The organism is Hydrogenobacter sp. T-8 (assembly GCF_011006175.1).
Taxonomy (GTDB): Bacteria; Aquificota; Aquificia; order Aquificales; family Aquificaceae; genus Pampinifervens; species Pampinifervens florentissimum.
Genome location: NZ_CP048795.1, coordinates 658,385 through 681,918, shown reverse-complemented (window position 1 = coordinate 681,918; position 23,534 = coordinate 658,385). Strand labels below are relative to the sequence as shown.

Here is a 23,534-nt window from a genome sequence, read left to right as displayed (position 1 = left end):
GCTGAAGTTTGTGTTATACTATTTCCTTCAAGGCGCGTAGCTCAGTTGGCAGAGCGCCTCCCTTACAAGGAGGAGGTCGGCGGTTCAAGTCCGCCCGTGCCTATTTTTCTTTTCCTTGACTAAAAGCCCAAAAGGTGATATGATTTAATATTGCCTTTAAGCTGGCGTAGCTCAGTGGCAGAGCGCGGGATTTGTAATCCCGCGGTCGTGGGTTCGACCCCCACCGCCAGCTCTGAGGCTTAGGAGGGGTGGCCGAGCGGTCAAAGGCAGGGGACTGTAAATCCCCCGGGCTCCGCCCTACGCAGGTTCGAATCCTGCCCCCTCCACCAGCGGGCGTAGCTCAGTGGTAGAGCAGCTGCCTTCCAAGCAGCAGGCCGCGGGTTCGAGTCCCGTCGCCCGCTTTTTTAGTAAGAAAAACTTCGCCCAGGTAGCTCAGTAGGCAGAGCACACCCTTGGTAAGGGTGAGGTCGCCGGTTCAAGTCCGGTCCTGGGCTTAAACAGGAGGTAAGGCAATGGCAAAGGAGAAGTTTGTAAGAGAAAAGGAACACGTTAACGTAGGCACCATAGGACACGTAGACCACGGCAAGTCCACGCTCACCTCAGCCATAACCTGCGTGCTTGCTGCAGGCGTAATGCCAGGCGGTAAAGCCAAGTGCATGAGATACGAAGAGATTGACAAAGCACCAGAAGAAAAAGAAAGAGGCATAACCATAAACATCACACACGTAGAATACGAGACGCCCAAAAGACACTACGCACACGTAGACTGCCCAGGACACGCAGACTACATAAAGAACATGATAACAGGCGCAGCACAGATGGACGGAGCCATACTTGTGGTTTCCGCAGCAGACGGACCCATGCCACAGACAAGAGAACACGTGCTACTGGCAAGACAAGTTAACGTGCCATACATAGTAGTCTTTATGAACAAATGCGATATGGTAGATGACCCAGAACTTTTAGACCTTGTAGAACTTGAGGTGAGAGAGCTGTTATCCAAGTATGAGTTTCCAGGAGATGAAGTGCCAGTGATTCGTGGTTCAGCTCTTGGAGCATTGCAAGAGTTAGACGCAGGCAAACCAGACCAGTGGTGCAACGCCATAGTGCAGTTAATGGAAGCCCTTGACGAATATATACCCACACCACAAAGAGAAGCGGACAAACCCTTCCTCATGCCCATAGAGGACGTGTTTACCATCTCAGGTCGTGGAACAGTTGTGACAGGAAGGGTAGAGAGGGGCGTGCTAAAGCCTGGAGAGGAAGTGGAGGTGGTAGGGCTTAGGGAAGAGCCACTAAAGACAGTGGCAACCTCCATAGAGATGTTTAGGAAGATACTTGACGAGGCACTACCGGGTGACAATGTGGGAGTATTGCTAAGGGGAGTAGGCAAGGACGATGTGGAGAGGGGTCAAGTGTTGGCAAAGCCTGGGACGGTAAAGCCCCACAAGAGGTTTAGGGCACAGGTGTATGTGCTAAGCAAGGAAGAGGGTGGAAGGCACACGCCATTTTTTGTGAACTACAGGCCACAGTTTTACTTTAGGACAGCGGACGTGACAGGGACGGTGGTGAAGTTGCCAGAGGGACAAGAGATGGTGATGCCTGGGGACAATGTGGAGATAGAGGTGGAGCTTATCAAGCCAGTGGCTATGGAAGAACAGCTTAGGTTTGCCATAAGGGAAGGTGGAAGGACTGTTGGTGCTGGCGTGGTCACAAAAATTATTGAGTGAGGTGTAAAAGATGGCTGCGGCGAGAGAAGTGGTGGTGCTTGCGTGCACTGAGTGCAAAAGGAGGAACTACTCCATAACAAAGAACAAGCAAAAGCATCCTCAGAGAATGGAGCTTAGGAAATACTGCAAGTGGTGCAAAAAGCACACACTACATAGAGAGGTCAAATAGGGGCGCTAGCTCAATTGGCAGAGCGCGGGACTCCAAATCCCGCGGTTGGGGGTTCGAGTCCTCCGCGCCCCGCAGGGAAGAAGGATGGAAAGGCTTAAGGAATTTATAAAGAGCGTAAGGAAGGAGCTTGATAAGGTTTCTTGGCCAAAGAGGAACTTGGTGATAAAGGCAACGATTAGTGTTATAATATTCTCTTTGACCTTTGGTATAAGCCTGTGGGTCTTTGACCTTGTGTTTACCAGGCTTATACACTTTCTGCTTTCTTTGAGGGGTTAAAGATGGATGAGTTTAAGTGGTATGCACTGCAGGTAGAGGCAGGCAAGGAGGCTACCGCAAGGGAAAACCTGCTAAAAGTCCTTGAGCTTGAGGGATTGCTTGGGCAGGTAGAAGAGGTTATTGTCCCTGCGGAGGAAAAGGTGGTCATAAAGACTATGGGTAAGGAAAAGTATAGACTATCTTTGCGTGGCAACAATAGAGATATAAGCGTGCTTGGTAAAAAGGGTGTTACTACCTTTAGGATAGAGAACGGAGAGGTAAGGGTAATAGAGAGTGTGGAGGGTGATGTATGCATAGAAGCACCTCCCATATCAAAGCCTGGTCAGAAGATAACTTGTAAAGAGAATAAGACAGAAGCGAAAGTTATCCTTGAGTCTAAGATGTTTCCTGGATACCTCCTTATAAAGGCGGTCATGAACGATGCGCTTATGCGTGCCATAGAAAAGACGCCTCACGTTTATAAACCTGTGTTAGTTGGAGGAAGGGTTGCACCCCTTGATGAAAAGGAGGTGGAAAGAATAGTTGCCTTTGTGAAGAAGGGTGTAAAGCCTGTCAGAATTCTCTTTGAAAAGGGCGACCAGGTAAGGGTTATAGAGGGTCCTTTTATGAACTTTACTGGCACGGTGGAAGAGGTGCATCCAGAGAAGGAAAAGGTGGTTGTCTTAGTAAGCATTTTTGGCAGACTCACACCCGTTGAATTAGATTATTCTCAGGTGGAGAAGCTATGAGAGAGTGGATAGGTGGTGCAATTAAAAAGGTGACTCTTGAACTTATATACAACATAGTGGATGAAAGAACCGCCGCCATACTGGAAAAACAGGAAAAGGACAAACAGGAACTGCTCGGATACATGAAAAGGTTGGAAGAAAAACAAGAGAGGGATAAGCAAGAACTGTTTGGATATATAAGGAGGTTAGAGGAAAAACAGGAAAAGGATAAAGAGGAGCTACTTGGACACATAAAGGCACTTAGAAACGAATTTACGGAGCGTCTTAATAAGATAGAAGACAGGCAGGAAAAGTATCAAGAAGAAACAAGGGCTGAGCTTAGGCATATAAACCAAAGACTTGATACTCTTATGAACATGCTACTTACCCTCTCTATGGAAAGAAGAAAGGAGGAAAAAGGATGAAAAAGGTAACTGCAACAGTTGAACTTATGCTACCTGCCCAGCAGGCAACACCTGCACCGCCAGTGGGTCCTGCACTGGGTCAGCATGGTGTTAACATAATGGAGTTTGTAAAACAGTTCAACGCCGCAAGCAAGGATTTTGAGCCTGGAACTGTGGTGCCTGTGGTAATAACCATCTACCAAGATAGGAGCTTTAGCTTTATACTTAAAACACCACCGGTTTCTTATCTTCTCAAAAAGGCAGCAAAACTACAAAAAGGTTCTTCGGACCCCAAAAAGCAGAAAGTGGGTAAAGTGAACCTACAGCAGGTAGAAGAGATAGCAAAGCTCAAGCTCAAAGACATGAACACACGAGACCTCAAGGCTGCCATGAAGCAGGTGGTGGGAACCGCCAGAAGTATGGGCATAGAAGTAGAAGGATGGAAGGAGTAGAGCCATGAAGAGAGGAAAGAGATATCAGAAATGTCTTGAGCTTTATGACAAGGATGCCTTTTACACAGTAGAAGGAGCAGTAGAAGTTCTCAAAAAACTTCATGCAGGTTGTGGTCCCAAGTTTGACCAGACGGTGGAGCTTGCCATGAGGCTCGGAGTTGACCCCAAGTATGCGGACCAGATGGTAAGAGGCTCGGTGGTATTACCCCATGGTCTTGGCAGGGAGCTAAAGGTCTTGGTGCTCGCAGAGGGTGAATATCAAAAGATAGCAAAGGACGCAGGTGCGGACTATGTGGGTGGCGAAGACCTCATAAACAAGATAGCCAAAGAAGAGTGGGTGGACTATGACGTGGTTATAGCAACTCCTGAGATAATGCCCAAGGTGGCAAAGCTCGGTAAGATACTGGGTCCAAAGGGTCTTATGCCAAACCCGAAAACTGGAACGGTCACCACAAACCTAAAGCAGGCTATAGAAGAAGCTAAAAAGGGAAGAGTGGAGTTCAGAGTTGACAAAACAGGAAACCTGCATATGCCCGTGGGTAAGATATCCTTTGAGGAGCAAAAGCTAATACAGAACATATACACCGCCATAGATGCGGTTGTGAAGGCAAAGCCCCCAGGTGCTAAGGGTCAGTATGTGAAGGGAATAGCCTTAAGCCTTACCATGAGCCCCTCTGTTAAGCTGGATGTTTCTACTACCCTCAGGAGACTTCAGGAGCTCGTAGCATGATAAAAATGCTCGTGTCTTTGAGCTTGGTGTGTGTCTCTTTTGCCTTTACACCTCAAGAAGAAAGGCAAATAGTCAGAGATATAGCGGAGATAAAAGCCACTTTGGAACAACTAAACAAGAGGATAGAGGATATCAACAAAAGGATAGAAGACACGAACAAAAGGATAGAAGATGTGAACAAAAGGATAGACGACCTTATGAACTTCCTTTGGATGCTTGCTGGTATTTTTTCTGCTATAACCGCAGTTACAATAGGTTTTGCTTTATGGGATAGGAGAACTATGATAAGACCCTTTGAAGACGAAGATGACAAAGTAGCAAGACTGCTCAAGTATATGAACTTAATGTAGGAGGTAAAAAATGAGAAAAAGCTGGGAAGAGAAGGGCAAGCTGATAAATGCCTACAGCGAGAGAATACAAAGGTCAAGCCTTGTGGTCTTTTTTGACTTTACTGGCATTGACGCTCAGGCTATTACAAAACTCAGAGCGGACTTAAAGGATGCAGAAGGAGAAATGCTTGTGGGTAAAAATACTCTTTTTTACAGAGCCTTTATGAACACAGTGGTGGCAGACCATAGGGAAGTCCTCACTGGTCCCACTGCCTTTGCCTTCGCGTATGGTGACCCTGTTAAGGTTGCAAAAATCCTCTTTGATTTTATGAAAGAGCTTGATAAGGAAAAGCCCCTTGGGAGGATAAAGGGTGCATACATGCAAGGAAGATTTTTAAAGCCTGTAGAGGTGCAGGCTCTTGCGGAACTTCCGCCCAAAGAGGTGCTGGTCTCCAAGCTTATGGGAGCCATTCAGGCACCCATATATGCTCTTGTTATGGCTCTCAAGTCCGCACCTCAAAAACTTGTGCTTACACTTAAAGCTATAGAAGAAAAGAAATCTTAATAAGGAGGTATAGACATGGCAACACTTACCATTGACGAGATCGTTGAAGCCATAGGCAGTATGACACTGCTCGAGGTTGCAGAGCTCGTCAAGAAGCTCGAGGAGAAGTTTGGCGTATCCGCAGCCATGGTAGCCGCAGCACCTGTGGCTGCCGCTGGAGCACCCGCCGCTGGAGCACCTGCGGTTGAGGAGAAGACAGAGTTTGACGTGATACTCAAGTCCGCCGGAGCCAACAAGATAAACGTTATAAAGGTGGTTAGAGAGCTCACCGGACTTGGTCTTAAGGAGGCAAAGGACCTCGTGGAGGGTGCACCCAAGCCTGTCAAGGAGGGCGTTTCAAAGGAGGAAGCGGAGAAGATTGCAGCCAAGCTGAAGGAGGCTGGTGCAGAAGTAGAAATAAAGTGAACCTGTCCTTATGCGAAGGTTCTACAAAGCTCACCCCCTGTATCCACAGGGGGTATTTTGTTTTTATTGACACAGTATTTGCAATGATGTATAATTACAAGTTTATCCTATCTTAGAGGGTTGAGAGATGAGAAAAAATATGCCCTTACCAAGAAAATTCTTTGGTAGAAGGGAAGAGCTTGTCAGTCCACCAAACCTTCTTTTCCTGCCAAAGGAATCCTTTGAGGCTTTCCTTCAGTTCTACACTCCACCATCCAAAAGGGAGCAGAAGGGACTTGAGTATGTGTTCTCCACCTCCTTTCCCTTTAAGGACCCAGACGAGAAGATAACCCTTGAATACTTGGGTTATGAGGTGGGAGATTGGGAATGTAACAGGTGTGGATACAAAGCCTATACAGACCAGAGCTTTCTGGGAGGTTACAGTGTAAATTGTCCAAAATGTGGAACCTTGCTGGTCCATAAGGAAAAGTATACGGAAGAAGAATGTAAAATAAAGGGCTTTACCTACTCCCTGCCCCTTAGGGTTATGGTCAGACTCAGAACCAAGACCAAAAAGGGTGAAAGGGTAGGAGAACCTAAGAAGGTCTACTTCGGTGAAGTGCCTATGATGACCAAGACTGGCTCTTTTATCATAAACGGCAGTGAGAGGATAGTGGTGAGCCAGCTAATACGCTCTCCGGGTGTGTTCTTTGAGGAAAAAGAGGAGCGTCAAAAGGAAACCACTATAATCCGTATGATATACAGGGCGAGCATCATACCAGACAAGGGACCCAGGGTTGAGTTTGAGCTTTCAAGCACTACTGATATACTTTCCTCAAGGATAGATAGGCGAAAGGTGGGCGGAACCTTTGTCCTTAGGGCTCTGGGTCTTGAGACCGCCTACGATATACTCAAGCCCTTTTATCCAGATGCGAGAGCCTTTTTTGTGCAGAAGGGAGTGATATTTGACAGAGATACAGGCGAAGAGTATAAGGTGGAAGACTTAGAAGGTTTTTATCTCTTTGCGGTCCTCCGCTATAAGGCAAAGTTGGAAGAGAAGGGTGTGGAAGAAGAAATGCTGGAGGAGAGGTTCATTGAAGAACCCGGACAGCTTGAAAGGCTTTTGAAAGACGAAAGGATAAAGATAGACCTTATATCCGCAGTTCCAAAAGAGAGTGCAGTAAAGAGCCCATACGGTAAGATACTCATAGAAACTCTGGTGGCGGAGACTGCTCCAAAGGACCAGGACAAGAGAAGCCCCCTCAAGATACCTGCAAGGTTCACCCTCAGAGACTTTGCCCTTGTGGATATATACAAAAAGCTCAGGGCGGTAGAGCCTATGGTGATGGAGCTTGAACATCTCATAAGCAGGGCAAGGTCTCATTTTGACCTATACTTCAAGGACCTTACCCGGTATGACCTTTCTAAGGTGGGAAGGGTAAAACTCAATGCAAAGGTTCACAGAGTCCCTAAGGAGCTAAAACCTGCAGACTTTGAAAGACTATCAAGCCTTCCAGCCCTTGCCCTTGCGGAGGATGTGGGTGAGTTTAAGGCTGGAACTCTAATAACAGAAGATGTACTCTCTGGAATTTTCAAGCTCAAAGACAGTGTAAAAGTAAAGGACTACACAGAAGGTCAGGCAAGGTTCCTCAATGCCCTTGACCTTGTAAACACCATAAAATACCTCATAAACCTCAGATACGGAAGGGAGAAAAAGGATGACATAGCCTATCTTGGAAACAGAAGAATAAGGGCAGTGGGTGAGCTTTTAGAAAATCAGGCAAGGATAGGCATAGCCCGTATGGAGAAGTTTTTCAGAGACAGGTGCACTGTGGCAAACCCCGAAGACCCCAACCTAAAGCCTCAAGACCTTCTAAACCCGAGATATCTTACCAGCTCTCTCTATGAGTTTCTAAAGGGTGGTATGCTCTCTCAATATCTTGACAATACAAACCCACTTTCCGCTCTTACTCACAAGAGGAGGCTCTCCGCATTGGGTCCAGGAGGTCTGACAAGAGAGAGTGCCAAGTTTGAGATAAGGGACGTGCACCCCTCCCACTACGGAAGGATATGTCCCATTGAAACACCAGAAGGTCAGAACATAGGTCTTGTCACATCTCTTACTGTCTACGCTCAAACCAATGAGTATGGTTTCATTGTCACTCCCTACAGGAAAGTGGAGAATGGTAGAGTAACTGACAAGGTTGAACATTTAGCTGCCTATGAAGAGGAGAACTTTGTTATAGCTCAGTATACGCCTACTGACGAGGATGGCAGGATTCTCAGCGACAGGGTCTATGTGCGATACAAAAACGACATACAGATAGTAAAGCCAGAGCAGGTTCACTATATGGATGTTTCTCCAAGACAGGTCATATCCGTGTCCGCCTCTCTCATACCCTTCCTTGAGCATGACGATGCTAACAGGGCTCTTATGGGTTCTAACATGCAAAGGCAGGCGGTTCCTCTTATGTTTACCTCCTCTCCTCTCATAGGCACTGGTATGGAAAAGAAGGTTGCCTTTGACAGTGGTGCGGTGGTGGTGGCAAAAAGAGGTGGTGTGGTGGAAGAGGTGGACTCCAAAAGGATAATAATAAGGGCTAACCCAGAAGAGATAAACATGGCAGACCCCACGGACACGGGCATAGACCTTTATGAGCTTAAGAAGTTTGAAAGGACAAACCAGAATACATGTATAAATCAGAGACCTCTGGTGGTCAAAGGTCAAAGGGTAAACAAGGGCGAGCTACTGGCGGACGGTCAGTCCACCTTTAGGGGAGAGTTAGCCCTCGGCAAAGATGTGCTGGTTGCCTTTATGCCATGGAGGGGCTACAACTTTGAGGATGCCATCGTAATTTCAGAAAGGCTTGTCAAAGAAGATGTGTATACTTCCATACACATAGAAGAGCTTGAGGTAGAGGCAAGGGAGACGAAGATAGGTAATGAGGAGATAACCCGTCAGATACCGGGGGTTCCTGAGAGATTGCTTTCTCATTTGGACGAGTTTGGTATAGTAAGACCGGGAACATACGTAAAGCCTGGCGATATACTGGTTGGTAAGGTAACGCCCAAGGGTGAAGCCCAGCTCACACCAGAAGAAAAGCTCCTTCAGGCAATATTCGGTGAAAAGTCTAGAGATGTTAAAGACTCCTCGCTCAGATGTCCACCGGGTGTAGAAGGTGTGGTGGTTGATGTGAAGGTCTTTGTAAGAAAAACTGGAGAGAGAAGAAACTACCTTGCAGAGCATGTGGAAAGAACTGAAAGGGAGGAGCTTGAGAAGGAGCTTGAGAAGAAAAAGAGGCTCATAGTAGATGGCAGGAATAGAATAGTAAAAGACCTTGTGCTTGGTAGAAGGCTTGATAAGGATATCACAGTTAAGAAAAAAGTATACAAAGCTGGCACTGTAGTGGATGAACAGGTTTTTGATGCCCTGCTCAACTATATAATAACCAAACCAGAGAACCTCTTTGAAGATGAGGAACTGTGCAAAAGGATAAACGACCTTAGAGAAAGAACGCGCTTTCAGGTAGATATGATCTCAAAGATCTACGAGGACAAGATAGAGTCCATAGGAAAAAGAAGCGAGCTTCCGCCCGGTGTGATAACTCTCGTAAAGGTATACATAGCTCAGAAGAGAAAGATAAAAGTGGGAGACAAGATGGCAGGTCGTCACGGAAACAAGGGTGTTATATCTGTGGTGCTTCCTGTGGAGGATATGCCTTTCCTTGAGGATGGAACTCCTGTGGACATAGTGCTGAACCCTCTGGGCGTTCCATCTCGTATGAACGTGGGGCAGATATTAGAAACACACCTTGGCTGGGCTTCCAGAGAGCTTGGCAAAAGGCTTAGGGAGCTTATAGAAGAAGGGGCGGAAAGACAGGAGCTTATAGAATTTCTAAAGAAGGTCTATGCGGTGGGTGATGTGAAGGGTGAAAATCAAAGGCATGTGGAAGAGTTCCTGCATAGCCTTGATGAAGAGAGCTTTGAAGAGGTCATTAACCTCTACGCAGAAAGAGGCGTGCCAATGGCAACCTCAGCCTTTGAAGGTGCGAGCGAAGAGCATATAAGAGAACTTCTCAGGATGGCAGGGCTTCCAGAGGATGGCAAAACGGTCCTTTACGATGGAAGAACAGGCGAGCCCTTTGACATGAGGGTCACCGTCGGATACATGCATATGCTCAAACTCATACACATGGTGGATGACAAGATACATGCGCGTAGCACAGGTCCTTACTCTCTTGTGACCCAACAGCCTCTTGGCGGAAGGGCTCAGTTTGGTGGTCAAAGGCTTGGAGAGATGGAGGTTTGGGCTTTAGAAGCTCACGGTGCAGCCCACACCCTTCAGGAGATGCTCACCGTCAAGTCCGACGACATAGAGGGAAGGACAAAGGTATACGAGTCTATTGTAAAGGGCAAATACATCTACCAGCCTGGGGTTCCAGAATCCTTCAGGGTCCTTGTGCGTGAGCTAAAGGCTCTGGGGCTGGATGTAAGATGTGAAAACGGGGCGGTAATGCCCTGCGATCAGATAGAAGTTGAGGAGGAGCAGTGATGAGAAAAGGTCTTTTACCCTTTGAGAGAATAAAGCTCATGCTTGCCTCCCCTGAGGAAATAAGGAGCTGGAGCTATGGGGAGGTAAAAAAGCCAGAGACCATAAACTACAGAACCCACAAACCTGAAAAAGATGGTCTTTTCTGTGCAAAGATTTTTGGTCCCATAAAGGACTACGAATGTCTATGTGGAAAATACAGGGGTAAACGCTTTGAAGGCACCATATGCGACAGGTGTGGTGTGGAGGTTACAAGGTCTTATGTAAGACGCAAAAGGTTCGGACACATAGACCTTGCAGCTCCTGTGGCCCACATATGGTTTCTCAAAAGCACACCATCGAAAATAGCCACCCTTCTGGGTCTTTCTGTCAGGGATGTGGAAAGGGTAATATACTTTGAGTCCTATTTGGTTATAGAGTATCCCATGAGCGAAGAGGAAGAAAAAGTCTTCCGCCAGCAGGAAGATACCCTACCTCTCAAAGATGAGATAGGCAACACAAGGTTCGTCAAGCTCCATGTGGTGGACGAAGATACCTACAATGCAGAGTTTGCAGTAAGCCTTGAGCACAAGTATGAAGGGGGTATGGGTGCAGAGATAATAAAAAAGGTTCTGGCTTCCCTTGACCTTGAGACATACGCAAAGAAGCTGAGAGAGGAGATAAGACCCTACAGCTTGGGCTACGAAGACCTTTCTGAAGAGCTCTACAGTAAATACAAAAAGCTCTATGAACGCATGATAAAGGTGCTGGCGGAGGACCTTAGCCTCTACGGTGCGGATATAAAAGTTCCAGAAGGTTCAACGCTGAACGAGACCCTTCACCAGATAATTTGCGACAAGCTCTACCTCCATCCCGAGACTGGACAGATATCTACCGAACCCATTGAGGGCTACATGACCGGCAGGGAGGCAATACAAGCCTACTACGAGAAGCTCCGTCAGAGGAAGAAGGACCTTCCGGTGTTTGAGAAGATAAAGCTGGACATAAGGACCGCAGTTCTCAAAGAGGTCTCCGAGTCAAAGGTAAAGAAGGTTCTAAGGGTCCTCAAGCTGGTGGAGGACTTCATAAAGAGTGGAAACAAGCCCGAGTGGATGATATTAGAAGTTCTTCCCGTTCTACCCCCTGAACTCAGACCCCTCGTTGCCCTTGATGGTGGGCGATTTGCCACCTCAGACCTCAACGACCTTTACAGAAGGATAATAAACCGTAACAACAGACTAAAAAGGCTTATAGAGCTGGATGCTCCAGAGATAATCATAAGGAACGAAAAGAGGATGCTTCAGGAAGTGGTCTCCGCCCTCATAGACAACGGAAAACGCGGAAGGGTGGTGACCCAAAACGGACGGGCTCTTAAATCCCTCTCTGATTATCTGAGGGGTAAGCAAGGGCGTTTTAGGCAGAACCTTCTGGGTAAAAGGGTGGACTATTCGGGTCGTAGCGTTATAGTGGTAGGTCCTGAGCTAAAAATGCATCAGTGCGGTCTCCCCAGAATAATGGCTTTGGAGCTTTTCAAACCCTTTGTTTACAGAAGGCTTGAGGAGAAGGGCTATGCCACCTCCATAAAGAACGCCAAAAAGCTGGTGGAGCAGAAAACTCCAGAGGTGTGGGAGTGCCTTGAGGAGGTGGTAAAACAGCACCCTGTGCTTCTCAACCGTGCACCCACCCTTCACAGGATGTCCATACAGGCTTTTGAACCAGTTCTTGTGGACGGTAAAGCCATACAGCTACATCCCTTGGTGTGTCCTCCCTTTAACGCAGACTTTGATGGTGACCAGATGGCGGTGCATGTGCCTCTGGGGATTACCGCACAGCTTGAAGCTTACATACTCATGCTTTCTACCCAGAACATTCTCTCTCCAGCCCACGGCAAGCCTATAACCATGCCCTCTCAGGACATGATACTGGGCGTCTATTACATGACCCAAGAAGTTCCCGGCGTAAAAGGTGAGGGCAAGCTCTTTTTCAGCAGAGAGGAGGTGCTTCTTGCCCTTGAGAACAAAAGGGTGGACATGCATGCACGCATAAAGCTCAGGCTCGAGGATGGAAAACTCGTAGAAACAACTCCCGGCAGAGTTCTTTTCAACAGCATACTGCCAGAAGGACACCCCTTTGTAAACGAACCCTTAGATAAGAAAAAGGTTTCCAAACTCATAGCTAACATCTACAACAGATACGGAACGGAAAGGACTGCAAAGTTTCTTGATGACCTCAAGGAGCTGGGCTACAACATAGCCACAAGGGCTGCGGTATCTATAGGCATAGAAGACCTACAAATTCCGAGTGTGAAGAGAGAGGTTCTTTCTAAGGCTTTTGAGCAGACCGACGAGATAGCAGAACTGCACAGAAAGGGCATAATCACTGCAAAGGAACGTTACAACAGGATAATTGACCTTTGGTCTGAGATAACGGACAGGGTTTCAAAAGCCATGTTTGAGGAGATAGAAAAAAGCACAAGAAAAGAAGGGGAAAAGGTTTACACGGGCATCTTCAACCCTATATACATGATGGCAAACTCTGGAGCCCGTGGAAACAGAGACCAGATAAGACAGCTTGCTGCCATGAGAGGTCTTATGGCAAAGCACACAGGAGAGTTCATAGAAACGCCTATTGTGTCCAATTTCAGAGAGGGTCTTTCTGTGCTTGAGTATTTCATTTCCACCTACGGTGCAAGGAAGGGTCTTGCGGACACTGCCCTAAAGACCGCCTTTGCGGGATATCTCACCAGAAGGCTTGTGGATGTGGCACAGGATATAACCATAACGGAGAGAGACTGCGGAACTTACAGAGGCATAGTGATGGAAGCCATAGTGGAGGGTGGTGAAGAGAAGGTCTCCCTCAAGGACAGGATAATAGGCAGGACACTGGCAGAGGATGTGCTTGACCCCTACACGGGAGAGGTGATAGCTCGCAGAAATCAAATAGTGGACGAGGAGCTTGCGGACAAAATAGTGCATGCGGGGATAGAAAAGGTCATGGTAAGGTCTCCACTTACTTGCGAATCCCAGCACGGCATATGTGCCATGTGCTACGGTTGGGACCTCTCTCAGAGGAAGCTGGTAGATGTGGGAGAGGCTGTGGGGATAATTGCAGCACAGTCCATAGGAGAGCCTGGAACACAGCTCACCATGAGAACCTTCCATATAGGCGGTGCGGCGGTGGCAGAGAGGGTAAAGGGCGAGCTCCTAAACGAGAAGGCAGGCACCGTCAAATACTACAATATAAAGCTCATAACCAACAGGGAAGGAAAGAAGATAAACATTTCCAAAGATGGAGCCATAGGCATTGTGGATGCAGAAGGTAGGATGGTGGAGCGTCATGCGGTGCCATACGGGGCAAGCATACTTGTGGAGGAAGGAAAGGAAGTTTCAGAGAATACCCTTTTGGCTGAATGGGACCCATTCAACACCTTCATCATCGCCGAAGAATCTGGCAGAGTGGAGTTCAAGGACATAGCCCTTGACATCACCGTCAAGGAGGAGAGAGACCCACTTACTGGTAAGACCTCCACAATAGTGTCCTTTACAAGACCCAAGGACGCCATGCTCCACACACCAAAGATAGTGGTCCATACAGAGGATGGAAGGGAGGTATCCTATGACTTGCCTGTCAACTCTATCCTCAATGTGCCAGCAGAGAAGGTGAGCTTTGAGTGGATGGTATGTCCCACATGCAGTGAGTCCGAAGGCACGGAGATACAACACAAGTATTATGTGGTCAAGGACTATGTGGTTCAGCCCGGTGACGTGCTGGCACGCATTCCAAAGGAGATGGCAAAGGTCCGTGATATCGTGGGAGGTCTTCCAAGGGTGGAAGAGCTATTTGAAGCAAGAAGACCCAAGAACCCTGCTATCCTGACTGAGATAGATGGTATTGTAAGGATCTTTGAAGATGCGGACGAGGTTATTGTGTTCAACCCAAGAACGGGAGAAACCAGAAAATATGATATAAAGAAGGACGAATACATCCTTGTGAGCCACGGACAGTATGTGCAAAAGGGTGTAAAGATAACAGACCGCATAGAAGCCGAGATAGACGGGCAAGTAAGAATAAAGGGAAGAGGCTACAGAATTGTGGTCTACAACAAGGAAACAGGACTTCAAAAGGAATACTTTGTGCCAAAGGGCAAGCACCTACTTGTGAAGAATGGTGACCTTGTGAACGCAGGAGACCCTCTCACTGACGGCACACCTGTGCCAGAGGAGATACTCAAGATAAAAGGAGTGGAAGAGCTTCAAAAGTTCCTCCTTAAAGAGGTTCAAATGGTCTACAGATTGCAAGGCGTGGATATAAACGACAAGCACTTCGAGATAATAATCCGCCAGATGCTTAGACGCAGACGCATAGTAGACCCAGGGGACAGCAGGTTCTTAGTAAACGAGGAGGTGGAAGTGGAAGAGCTACAGCAAGAAGTGGAAAGGATAAAGGAAGAGGGTGGCAAAATACCAAAGGCAGAGCCCATACTTGTGGGCATATCAAAGGCTGCTCTAACTTCAAGAAGCTGGATATCCTCTGCCTCCTTCCAAGAGACCACGAAGGTGCTAACCGACGCAGCCTGCGAAGGCAAGGTGGATGACCTCAGAGGTATAAAGGAAAATGTAATAATAGGCAATCTCATACCTGCAGGAACTGGTCTGTGGGAGTATGCGGAGGTAGAAGTTATAGAGGAAGAGAAGGCAAAAGTTCTCAAAGATGTGCTATAATAATTAGCTTAGGAGGTTTAAGGTATGCCTACCATAAACCAGCTGGTAAAACAAGGTAGGGAAACAAGAAAGAAAAAGAGCAAAGCACCTGCCCTTCAGGGCAATCCTCAGAAGAGAGGTGTCTGCGTAAGGGTCTATACGGTTACACCCAAAAAACCCAACTCCGCCCTGAGGAAGGTTACAAGGGTAAGACTATCAAATGGCATTGAAGTAACCGCCTATATACCCGGCGAAGGTCACAACCTCCAAGAGCACTCCTTGGTTTTGGTAAGGGGTGGAAGGGTAAAGGACCTTCCCGGCGTGCGTTATAAGGTGGTAAGGGGTGCACTGGATACTGCGGGTGTTGCCAACAGAAGGCAGTCCAGGTCTAAATACGGAGCCAAGAGACCAAAGCCCGGTCAACAAGCACAGGCAAAGGGAGGTAAGAAGTAATGCCAAGAAAGGGTCCAGTTCCTGCAAGAGAAATCTCTCCAGACCCAAAGTATGGGGATGTGATAGTCCACAAGCTCATCAACAAGGTAATGAAAAGTGGAAAAAAATCTGTGGCGGAATGGATAGTCTACAATGCCCTTGAATCCGCCGCAAAAGAGGTAAACATGCACCCTGTGGAGCTACTTCACAAGGTGGTGGAAAAGCTAAAGCCTGAGTTTGAAGTGCGTCCCAGAAGAGTGGGTGGTGCCACCTATCAAGTCCCCGTGGAAGTTCCTCCAAGAAGGCAAATAAGCCTTGCCCTAAAATGGTTGGTTCAAGCCGCAAGAGAAAGGTCAAGGCACAGAGGAAGCTACACCATGGTGGAAAGGCTAAAGGCGGAGCTTCTTGATGCTCTAAACGAAAAGGGTGGTGCCATAAAGAAGAAGGAAGATACCCACAAGATGGCGGAAGCCAACAAGGTTTTCGCACACTTTAGATGGTAAGGAGGAAGTCATGCCAAGGCTTGTGCCTATAGAAAGGCTCAGAAACATAGGAATAGTAGCCCATATAGACGCTGGAAAGACCACTACCACAGAAAGAATACTCTACTACACGGGTAAAACCTACAAGATAGGTGAGGTGCACGAAGGTGCTGCCACCATGGACTGGATGCCCCAAGAGAGGGAAAGGGGTATAACCATAACCGCAGCAACCACCGCCTGCTATTGGAAAGACCACCAGATAAACATCATAGACACACCCGGTCACGTGGACTTTTCTGTGGAAGTGGTCCGCTCTATGAAGGTCTTGGACGGTATCATCTTTATCTTCTCTGCGGTAGAAGGCGTCCAGCCTCAGTCAGAAGCCAACTGGAGATGGGCGGACAGGTTTGGAGTGCCAAGAATAGCCTTTATAAACAAATTAGACAGGCTTGGTGCGGACTTTTACAGGGTATTTAATGAAATAGAGAAAAAGCTAAGCATTAAACCTGTGGCAATCCAGATTCCCATAGGTGCGGAAGACCAATTCAAAGGCGTTGTAGACCTTATGGAGATGAAGGCTATAATCTGGCTTGAGGAAACCCTCGGTGCCAAATATGAAATAGTGGATATACCTGAAGACTACATGGACAAGGCTCAAGAGTGGCGCGCTAAGATGGTTGAGGCCATCGTAGAGAAGGACGATGAGCTTATGATGAAATACCTTGAGGGAGAGGAGATAGCTACAGAAGACCTAAAGAGGGTTCTCAGAAAGGCAACCATAAACAAGGAGCTTGTTCCAGTTCTTTGTGGCTCCGCTTTCAAAAACAAGGGCGTCCAGCCCCTTTTGGATGCGGTTCTTGACTACCTTCCTTCTCCCCTTGATGTCCCGCCGGTGCGTGGAATAAATCCAAAAACAAGCCAAGAAGAGGAAAGGAAACCCTTTGACGAAGAACCCTTCTGTGCATACGCCTTTAAGGTTATGAGCGACCCATACGCGGGACAGCTTACCTACTTTAGGGTCTTCTCGGGTAAAGTCACCGCAGGCTCTTATGTATACAACGCCACAAAGGACAAGAAGGAAAGGGTTGGAAGGCTTCTACTTATGCACGCCAACTCAAGAGAGGATGTGCAAGAAGCCTCTGCCGGTGAGATAGTGGCGGCGGTTGGAATGGATGCTACCACAGGAGACACCCTCTGCGATGAAAAGTTCCCCATACTCCTTGAAAAGCTGGAGTTTCCAGAACCTGTTATCTCTATGGCGATAGAGCCAAAGACAAAGAAGGACCAAGAAAAGCTTTCTCAGGTGCTCAACAAGTTTATGAAGGAAGACCCCACCTTCAAAGCAAGCGTAGACCCAGAAACAGGTCAAACCCTTATACACGGTATGGGAGAACTGCACCTTGAGATAATAGTGGACAGAATGAAAAGGGAATACGGTATTGAGGTGAACGTGGGTAAGCCTCAGGTTGCCTATAAGGAAACCATAAAGGGTAAAGCGGTTGCGGAAGGTAAGTTTATTCGTCAGACAGGTGGTAGGGGTCAATACGGGCATGCGGTTATAGAGATAGAGCCACTTGAGAGGGGTCAGGGCTTTATCTTTGAAAATGCCATAGTGGGTGGAATAATACCCAAGGAGTTTATCCCAGCGGTTGAAGAAGGTGTAAAAGAGGCTATGCAGAATGGCGTTATGGCAGGCTATCCTGTGGTGGATGTAAAAGTAAAGCTCTTTGACGGTTCTTATCACGAGGTGGACTCTTCAGAGATGGCTTTTAAGATAGCAGGCTCTCTTGCCTTCAAAGAAGCGGCAAAGAAGGCGGGTCTTGTGCTCCTTGAGCCAATAATGGAAGTAGAGGTGGAGACCCCTGAGGATTATGTGGGTGATGTGATAGGAGACCTCAACTCAAGAAGGGGTAAGATAATGGGTATGGAGAACAAGGGTGTCATAACTGCCATAAGGGCGTATGTGCCTCTTGCGGAGATGTTTGGCTATGCAACCACACTTAGGAGCTTGACACAGGGAAGAGGAACCTTTATAATGAAATTTTCTCATTACGATGAAGTTCCCCAGAGCATAGCGGAGCAAATAGTTGGGGAAAGAACTGCTGTAGCAAAATAAGGAGGTAAGGCAATGGCAAAGGAGAAGTTTGTAAGAGAAAAGGAACACGTTAACGTAGGCACCATAGGACACGTAGACCACGGCAAGTCCACGCTCACCTCAGCCATAACCTGCGTGCTTGCTGCAGGCGTAATGCCAGGCGGTAAAGCCAAGTGCATGAGATACGAAGAGATTGACAAAGCACCAGAAGAAAAAGAAAGAGGCATAACCATAAACATCACACACGTAGAATACGAGACGCCCAAAAGACACTACGCCCACGTAGACTGCCCAGGACACGCAGACTACATAAAGAACATGATAACAGGTGCAGCACAGATGGACGGAGCCATACTTGTGGTTTCCGCAGCAGACGGACCCATGCCACAGACAAGAGAACACGTGCTACTGGCAAGACAAGTTAACGTGCCATACATAGTAGTCTTTATGAACAAATGCGATATGGTAGATGACCCAGAACTTTTAGACCTTGTGGAACTTGAGGTGAGAGAGCTGTTATCCAAGTATGAGTTTCCGGGGGATGAAGTGCCAGTGATTCGTGGTTCAGCTCTTGGAGCATTGCAAGAGTTAGATGCAGGCAAACCAGACCAGTGGTGCAACGCCATAGTGCAGTTAATGGAAGCCCTTGACGAATATATACCCACACCACAAAGAGAAGCGGACAAACCCTTCCTCATGCCCATAGAGGACGTGTTTACCATCTCAGGTCGTGGAACAGTTGTGACAGGAAGGGTAGAGAGGGGCGTGCTAAAGCCTGGAGAGGAAGTGGAGATAGTGGGATTAAGGGAAGAGCCACTAAAGACAGTGGCAACCTCCATAGAGATGTTTAGGAAGATACTTGACGAGGCACTACCTGGTGACAATGTGGGAGTATTGCTAAGGGGAGTAGGCAAGGACGATGTGGAGAGGGGACAAGTATTGGCAAAGCCTGGGACAGTAAAGCCTCACAAGAGGTTTAGGGCACAGGTGTATGTGCTAAGCAAGGAAGAGGGTGGAAGGCACACGCCATTTTTCGTGAACTACAGGCCACAGTTTTACTTTAGGACTGCGGACGTGACAGGGACGGTGGTGAAGTTGCCAGAGGGACAAGAGATGGTGATGCCTGGTGACAATGTGGAGATAGAGGTGGAGCTTGTCAAGCCAGTGGCTATGGAAGAACAGCTTAGGTTTGCCATAAGGGAAGGTGGAAGAACCGTTGGTGCTGGTGTGGTCACAAAAATTATTGAGTGAGGAAGAGCTATGGAGCAGGAACTAATACGGATAAAGCTCAGGTCTTATGACCACAGGCTTCTTGACCAGTATGTAAAGCAGATAATAGACACGGTCAAGAGAACCGGTGGCGTGGTCAAGGGTCCCATACCTCTCCCCGTTAGGAGAAGAAGGTGGGTGGTCCTTAGGTCTCCCCACAAGTTTGACCAGTCAAGGGAGCACTTTGAAATGAGGGAACACAGAAGGATATTGGATATAACCAGAGCGACCTCTCAAACCATAGAGTCCCTGAGGGACCTGACACTCCCTGCAGGGGTTGATGTGGAGCTAATAATAGGGAGATAGCCATGGCGATAGGGCTTATTGGTAAGAAGATAGGAATGACAAGAGTTTTCCTAAGGGATGGCACTTCTGTGCCCGTAACGGTTATAGAGGTAAAGCCTAACTACATAACCGCCATAAAAACTCCTGAAAAGGATGGGTATACCGCTCTTCAAGTTGGTGCCTTTGAAGACAAGGAAAAACACCTAACAAAGCCGGAGCTTGGACATCTCAAGAAGGTGGGCAAAATTCTAAGGGTGCTAAAGGAGTTCAGGGTAGACTCGGTGGAAGGCTACCAATTAGGTCAAGAGCTAAGGCTTGAAGAGGTCTTTCAGCCAGGAGAGCTTGTGGATGTGGTGGGCAAGAGCAAGGGAAGAGGCTTTGCGGGCACTATGAAAAGGTGGGACTTTGGCGGTTTTCCCAAGTCTCACGGACATAGATATCATAGGGCGGTTGGTTCTATCGGAAACAGGTCAGACCCGGGTAGGGTTTGGAAAGGCAAGAGGATGGCTGGACATTGGGGTAATGAGCCTATAAGGGTTCAATCTCTGTTGGTGCTTGACATTGTCCCTGAGCATAATGTCCTTTTGGTAAAGGGTTCTGTGCCAGGACCTAACGGTGGGATAGTTTTTGTAGAAAAAAGCAAGATAGCAAGTAGAAGGTCTCAAAGACTTAAGCTAAACAGAATAAAGGGTATGGTGGAAGCCTTGGTTAAAGGAGAGGTCTCATGAAGGTGCTTGACGCTGAGCTAAAACCTGAAGTCTTTAATGTGGAAGTAAAAAAGCATGTGCTGTGGGAAGTGGTAAAGTGGCAACTTGCCAGCAGAAGGCAGGGAAGCCATAGCACCAAAACTAGAGGTGAAGTATCCTACAGCGGAAGAAAGCTCCTACCTCAGAAGGGCACAGGAAACGCAAGGCATGGAGACAGAGGTGCCAACATATTCGTAGGCGGTGGCGTGGCTCACGGTCCAAAACCAAGAGATTACTACTATCCTCTCCCTAAGAAGGTAAGAAGGCTTGGACTTAAAATGGCTTTGAGCTTGAAGGCTAAGGAAAACAACCTGCTCCTTGTTGACAGCCTGGATTTGGGAGATGTGCCAAAGACCAAAAAGGCTATAGAGGTGCTTAAAAATCTTGGCATATATCCTCAAAAGGTGCTTGTGGTCTTGCCTCAAAAGGAAGAGGTTATATACAAATCCTTTAGAAATCTGCCTTATGTGAGGGTTCTGCCTGTTGAGGGTTTAAATGTTTATGATATCCTTTGGGCGGATAAACTACTTATAACCTCCCAAGCCTTAGAGAAGATATATGAGAGGTTGTCATCATGAGAAGACCAGAGGAAGTGATAATAAGACCTATAATAACCGAAAAGAGCAACAGGCTTATGGAAGACCATAAAAAGTATACCTTTGAAGTGGCTATGGACGCCACAAAGCACGAAATAAAGCATGCGGTGGAAAAGCTCTTTGGTGTAGAGGTGCTAAAGGTAAACACCCTCATAGTAAAGCCAAGAAAGAAGAGAATAATAGGAAAGTTTAGGAGGTATGGCTATACAAGGGCATACAAGAAAGCCATAGTTACCATACCCCCTGATAAGGAAATAGACCTCACAGGAGTGTAAAGATGGGTGTAAGGAAGTTAAAGCCTGTTACCAACGGTCAGAGACATGCGGTTCTGTATGACTTTTCTGAGATTACTAAGTCTGAGCCAGAAAAGTCCCTGCTTGTGCATTGGCATAGGGCAAAGGGAAGGTCCCGTCAGCAGGGCAAGATAACCTCAAGGGGCAGAGGCGGTGGCAACAAGAGAAGATACAGGCTCATTGACTTCAAAAGGGACAAAAGCCTTGTCCCTGCAAAGGTGGTTGCCATAGAGTATGACCCTAATAGGTCTGCACGCATAGCATTGCTCCAGTATGCGGATGGCGAAAAGAGGTATATTCTTTGGCCTGAGGGGCTAAAGGTAGGAGACACGGTTTTGTCCATCTCTTACGAAGATGCAGAAAAGGGCAAGGAGCTTCCCGAAATAAAGGTAGGCAATGCCTTGCCTCTTAAGTATATGCCTGTGGGAACAGTGGTTCACAACGTGGAACTTCATCCCGGCAAGGGTGGGCAGATAGCTAGGTCTGCGGGCATGTCTGCCCAGATATTGGGTAAAGTGGGAGATTATGTCCAGCTTAGGATGCCCTCTGGTGAGATAAGGCTTGTTCACCAAAGGTGTATGGCAACGGTGGGTGTTGTGGGTCTTGCGGAGCACGAGCTTGTGAAGTATGGAAAAGCTGGCAGATACAGGTGGCTTGGTTGGAGACCAAAGGTTAGAGGAACTGCTATGAACCCTGTTGACCACCCTCACGGTGGTGGTGAAGGAAAGACAAAGGGTAAACATCCAGAGTCTCCCTGGGGTTGGAAAACAAAGGGCTACAAAACCAGAAGGGGCAAGAAGTATTCTGATAACTTTATACTGGTATCAAGAAAGGGTAAGCCTCTCAGAGGAGGTGTTAAGTAATGGGCTTTAAAGGTGCGTGGAACAAGAGAAACAAGCTCGTTGAAGACCTTGACAACTTTCTAAAGCTCTACAAGAAGACTCAGAGGATATACAAAAAAGTCAGGGCGGTTCAGCATACGCAGGAGCTCTACCAAAAGGCTCTTGAAAAGTATCAGCAGGTGTGGGACGAATACAGAAGGCTGGTAAACAAGAAAGCATGGGTAGACCCAAAACTCTGGACAAGGATAAAGAAGATGAACCAGACTGGCGATAGGAAGGTGATAAAAACCTACAGCAGGGACACCACCATAATCCCTGAGTTTGTAGGACACACCATAGCGGTGCATAACGGGAAAACTTTTGTCCCAGTTTATATAACCTCAGAGATGGTGGGTCATAAGCTGGGTGAGTTTGCTCCCACGAGAACCTTTAAGGGTCACCCAGAAAAGTCCGCAAAGGCTACAAAGAAGAAGTGAGGTGTAAAGATGGAAGCAAGGGCTGTTTTGAGGTATGCGAAGGTCTCGCCTACAAAGGCAAGACAGGTGCTAAGGGTTATTCAAGGCATGAAAGCAGGGGACGCCCTCTACCAGCTTAGGTTCATACCCAAAAAGTCCGCGCGCATAGTGGAGAGCGTCCTAAAAAGTGCTCTCGCCAACGCAGAACAAAAGGGTATGGACTTGGAAAAGCTATACATTCAAAAGGCTGTGGCGGACGAGGGTCCTATGTATAAAAAGTGGCTTCCAAGAGCCCATGGAAGGGCTACTATGTTAAGAAAAAGAACCTCTCACATAACCCTTGTGCTTCAGGAAAAGGAGGAAGACTAATGGGTCAGAAAACTCATCCCATAGGTTTTAGGGTTGGAGTTATAAGGGACTGGACTTCCAAATGGTTTGCTAGCAAAAGGGACTACACCCAGCTCCTACATGAGGACATAAGGATAAAAGAATACATAAAGAAAAGGTATGCCTCCGCAGGGATATCAAAGGTGGTTGTAGAGAGGATGGTGGACAAGGTCAAGGTGAGGGTTCTTGCCTCAAGACCGGGTATCATCATAGGTAGAAAGGGTGCGGAGGTGGAGCAGTTAAAGAAGGATATAGAATACATAACTCGTGGTAAAGACGTGGTTATAACCGTGGATGAGGTGAGGGTCCCAGAGTTAGACGCACAGCTTGTGGCGGAAGAGATAGCACTTCAGATAGAGAGAAGGGTATCTCACAGAAGAGCTATGAAAAGAGCAATAGACAACGCCTTCAAGGCGGGTGCAAAGGGCGTAAAGGTTCAGGTAAAGGGTAGGATAGGTGGTGCAGAGCTTGCAAGGGCGGAGTGGTTTCTTGTAGGAAGGATGCCTCTGCAAACCTTGAGGGCGGATATAGATTACGGTTATGCGGTAGCACAGACCAAGTATGGGGTGCTTGGTATAAAGGTGTGGATATACAAGGGAGATGTGCTAAAGGGTGGTAAGGAAGAGATAGTTAAAAAGATAGAGGAAGACCTCAAGAAGGCTGAGAAGGAGGTATAAA

General features: G+C 47.4%; 24 protein-coding genes and 6 tRNA genes. All 30 read left to right on the top strand.

What is annotated here, in order from left to right; all coding sequences use genetic code 11:
• Positions 1-30 precede the first annotated feature (30 nt).
• Positions 31-103: transfer RNA gene (locus G3M65_RS04025), tRNA-Val, on the top strand.
• A 57-nt stretch (positions 104-160) separates the two neighbouring features.
• A tRNA-Thr gene (locus G3M65_RS04020) sits at positions 161-232 on the top strand.
• 10 nt (positions 233-242) lie between these two features.
• Positions 243-329 (top strand) — tRNA-Tyr (locus tag G3M65_RS04015).
• Positions 330-401 (top strand) — tRNA-Gly (locus tag G3M65_RS04010).
• Positions 402-421: 20 nt separating this feature from the next.
• Positions 422-494, top strand: a tRNA-Thr gene (locus G3M65_RS04005).
• Positions 495-512: 18 nt separating this feature from the next.
• The gene (gene tuf / locus G3M65_RS04000; RefSeq protein WP_173833313.1) at positions 513-1,730 is read left to right on the top strand and encodes an elongation factor Tu; all 1,218 of its coding nucleotides are present in this window, start codon (positions 513-515) and stop codon (positions 1,728-1,730) included.
• A 10-nt stretch (positions 1,731-1,740) separates the two neighbouring features.
• The gene (gene rpmG / locus G3M65_RS03995; protein WP_173833312.1) at positions 1,741-1,899 is read left to right on the top strand and encodes a 50S ribosomal protein L33; all 159 of its coding nucleotides are present in this window, start codon (positions 1,741-1,743) and stop codon (positions 1,897-1,899) included.
• A tRNA-Trp gene (locus tag G3M65_RS03990) sits at positions 1,899-1,971 on the top strand. Before rpmG ends, G3M65_RS03990 begins: the two co-directional genes overlap by 1 nt.
• Positions 1,972-1,983: 12 nt before the next feature.
• The gene (secE, locus tag G3M65_RS03985; RefSeq protein ID WP_173833311.1) at positions 1,984-2,175 is read left to right on the top strand and encodes a preprotein translocase subunit SecE; all 192 of its coding nucleotides are present in this window, start codon (positions 1,984-1,986) and stop codon (positions 2,173-2,175) included.
• 2 nt (positions 2,176-2,177) lie between these two features.
• Complete coding sequence (gene nusG / locus G3M65_RS03980; protein ID WP_173833310.1) at positions 2,178-2,903, top strand: transcription termination/antitermination protein NusG; 726 nt, start codon at positions 2,178-2,180, stop codon at positions 2,901-2,903.
• Positions 2,900-3,307 (top strand): hypothetical protein, encoded by a 408-nt coding sequence (locus G3M65_RS03975; protein ID WP_173833309.1) that lies wholly within the window; start codon positions 2,900-2,902, stop codon positions 3,305-3,307. Before nusG ends, G3M65_RS03975 begins: the two co-directional genes overlap by 4 nt.
• Complete coding sequence (gene rplK, locus G3M65_RS03970) at positions 3,304-3,738, top strand: 50S ribosomal protein L11 (protein WP_173833308.1); 435 nt, start codon at positions 3,304-3,306, stop codon at positions 3,736-3,738. The genes G3M65_RS03975 and rplK overlap by 4 nt, the downstream gene beginning before the upstream one ends.
• A 4-nt stretch (positions 3,739-3,742) precedes the next feature.
• A complete protein-coding gene (gene rplA, locus G3M65_RS03965) occupies positions 3,743-4,468 on the top strand; it encodes a 50S ribosomal protein L1 (RefSeq protein WP_173833307.1) in 726 nt (241 codons plus the stop codon).
• On the top strand, positions 4,465-4,818 hold the full coding sequence (locus tag G3M65_RS03960) for a coiled-coil domain-containing protein (protein WP_173833306.1): 354 nt from the start codon (positions 4,465-4,467) through the stop codon (positions 4,816-4,818). Before rplA ends, G3M65_RS03960 begins: the two co-directional genes overlap by 4 nt.
• A 10-nt stretch (positions 4,819-4,828) precedes the next feature.
• Complete coding sequence (rplJ, locus tag G3M65_RS03955) at positions 4,829-5,362, top strand: 50S ribosomal protein L10 (RefSeq protein ID WP_173833305.1); 534 nt, start codon at positions 4,829-4,831, stop codon at positions 5,360-5,362.
• Between the two features lie 15 nt (positions 5,363-5,377).
• On the top strand, positions 5,378-5,767 hold the full coding sequence (gene rplL / locus G3M65_RS03950; protein ID WP_173833304.1) for a 50S ribosomal protein L7/L12: 390 nt from the start codon (positions 5,378-5,380) through the stop codon (positions 5,765-5,767).
• 127 nt (positions 5,768-5,894) lie between these two features.
• Complete coding sequence (gene rpoB, locus G3M65_RS03945; protein ID WP_173833303.1) at positions 5,895-10,298, top strand: DNA-directed RNA polymerase subunit beta; 4,404 nt, start codon at positions 5,895-5,897, stop codon at positions 10,296-10,298.
• A complete protein-coding gene (gene rpoC / locus G3M65_RS03940; RefSeq protein ID WP_173833302.1) occupies positions 10,298-14,995 on the top strand; it encodes a DNA-directed RNA polymerase subunit beta' in 4,698 nt (1,565 codons plus the stop codon). Before rpoB ends, rpoC begins: the two co-directional genes overlap by 1 nt.
• A 24-nt stretch (positions 14,996-15,019) precedes the next feature.
• Positions 15,020-15,427, top strand: a complete 408-nt coding sequence (gene rpsL, locus G3M65_RS03935) for a 30S ribosomal protein S12 (RefSeq protein WP_173833301.1) — start codon at positions 15,020-15,022, stop codon at positions 15,425-15,427.
• Entirely contained in the window at positions 15,427-15,909 is a 483-nt protein-coding gene (gene rpsG / locus G3M65_RS03930; RefSeq protein WP_173833300.1) for a 30S ribosomal protein S7, read from the top strand. The genes rpsL and rpsG overlap by 1 nt, the downstream gene beginning before the upstream one ends.
• 10 nt (positions 15,910-15,919) lie before the next feature.
• Positions 15,920-18,004: an elongation factor G gene (gene fusA / locus G3M65_RS03925; protein WP_173833299.1), complete on the top strand. Its 2,085-nt coding sequence runs from the start codon at positions 15,920-15,922 to the stop codon at positions 18,002-18,004.
• Positions 18,005-18,016: 12 nt separating this feature from the next.
• Complete coding sequence (gene tuf, locus G3M65_RS03920; RefSeq protein WP_173833298.1) at positions 18,017-19,234, top strand: elongation factor Tu; 1,218 nt, start codon at positions 18,017-18,019, stop codon at positions 19,232-19,234.
• A gap of 9 nt (positions 19,235-19,243) precedes the next feature.
• Positions 19,244-19,558, top strand: a complete 315-nt coding sequence (gene rpsJ / locus G3M65_RS03915) for a 30S ribosomal protein S10 (RefSeq protein WP_173833297.1) — start codon at positions 19,244-19,246, stop codon at positions 19,556-19,558.
• Positions 19,559-19,560: 2 nt separating this feature from the next.
• Entirely contained in the window at positions 19,561-20,265 is a 705-nt protein-coding gene (gene rplC / locus G3M65_RS03910) for a 50S ribosomal protein L3 (RefSeq protein WP_173833296.1), read from the top strand.
• Positions 20,262-20,861, top strand: coding sequence for a 50S ribosomal protein L4 (rplD, locus tag G3M65_RS03905; RefSeq protein ID WP_173833295.1), 600 nt, complete (start codon positions 20,262-20,264; stop codon positions 20,859-20,861). The genes rplC and rplD overlap by 4 nt, the downstream gene beginning before the upstream one ends.
• Positions 20,858-21,154, top strand: coding sequence for a 50S ribosomal protein L23 (gene rplW, locus G3M65_RS03900; RefSeq protein WP_173833294.1), 297 nt, complete (start codon positions 20,858-20,860; stop codon positions 21,152-21,154). Before rplD ends, rplW begins: the two co-directional genes overlap by 4 nt.
• A gap of 2 nt (positions 21,155-21,156) precedes the next feature.
• Positions 21,157-22,035 (top strand): 50S ribosomal protein L2, encoded by an 879-nt coding sequence (rplB, locus tag G3M65_RS03895; protein WP_173833293.1) that lies wholly within the window; start codon positions 21,157-21,159, stop codon positions 22,033-22,035.
• A 158-nt stretch (positions 22,036-22,193) separates the two neighbouring features.
• A complete protein-coding gene (gene rpsS / locus G3M65_RS03890) occupies positions 22,194-22,490 on the top strand; it encodes a 30S ribosomal protein S19 (protein WP_173834664.1) in 297 nt (98 codons plus the stop codon).
• 9 nt (positions 22,491-22,499) lie between these two features.
• Complete coding sequence (gene rplV / locus G3M65_RS03885) at positions 22,500-22,838, top strand: 50S ribosomal protein L22 (protein ID WP_173833292.1); 339 nt, start codon at positions 22,500-22,502, stop codon at positions 22,836-22,838.
• Positions 22,838-23,533: a 30S ribosomal protein S3 gene (rpsC, locus tag G3M65_RS03880; protein ID WP_173833291.1), complete on the top strand. Its 696-nt coding sequence runs from the start codon at positions 22,838-22,840 to the stop codon at positions 23,531-23,533. Before rplV ends, rpsC begins: the two co-directional genes overlap by 1 nt.
• The last annotated feature ends 1 nt before the right edge of the window (position 23,534 follow it).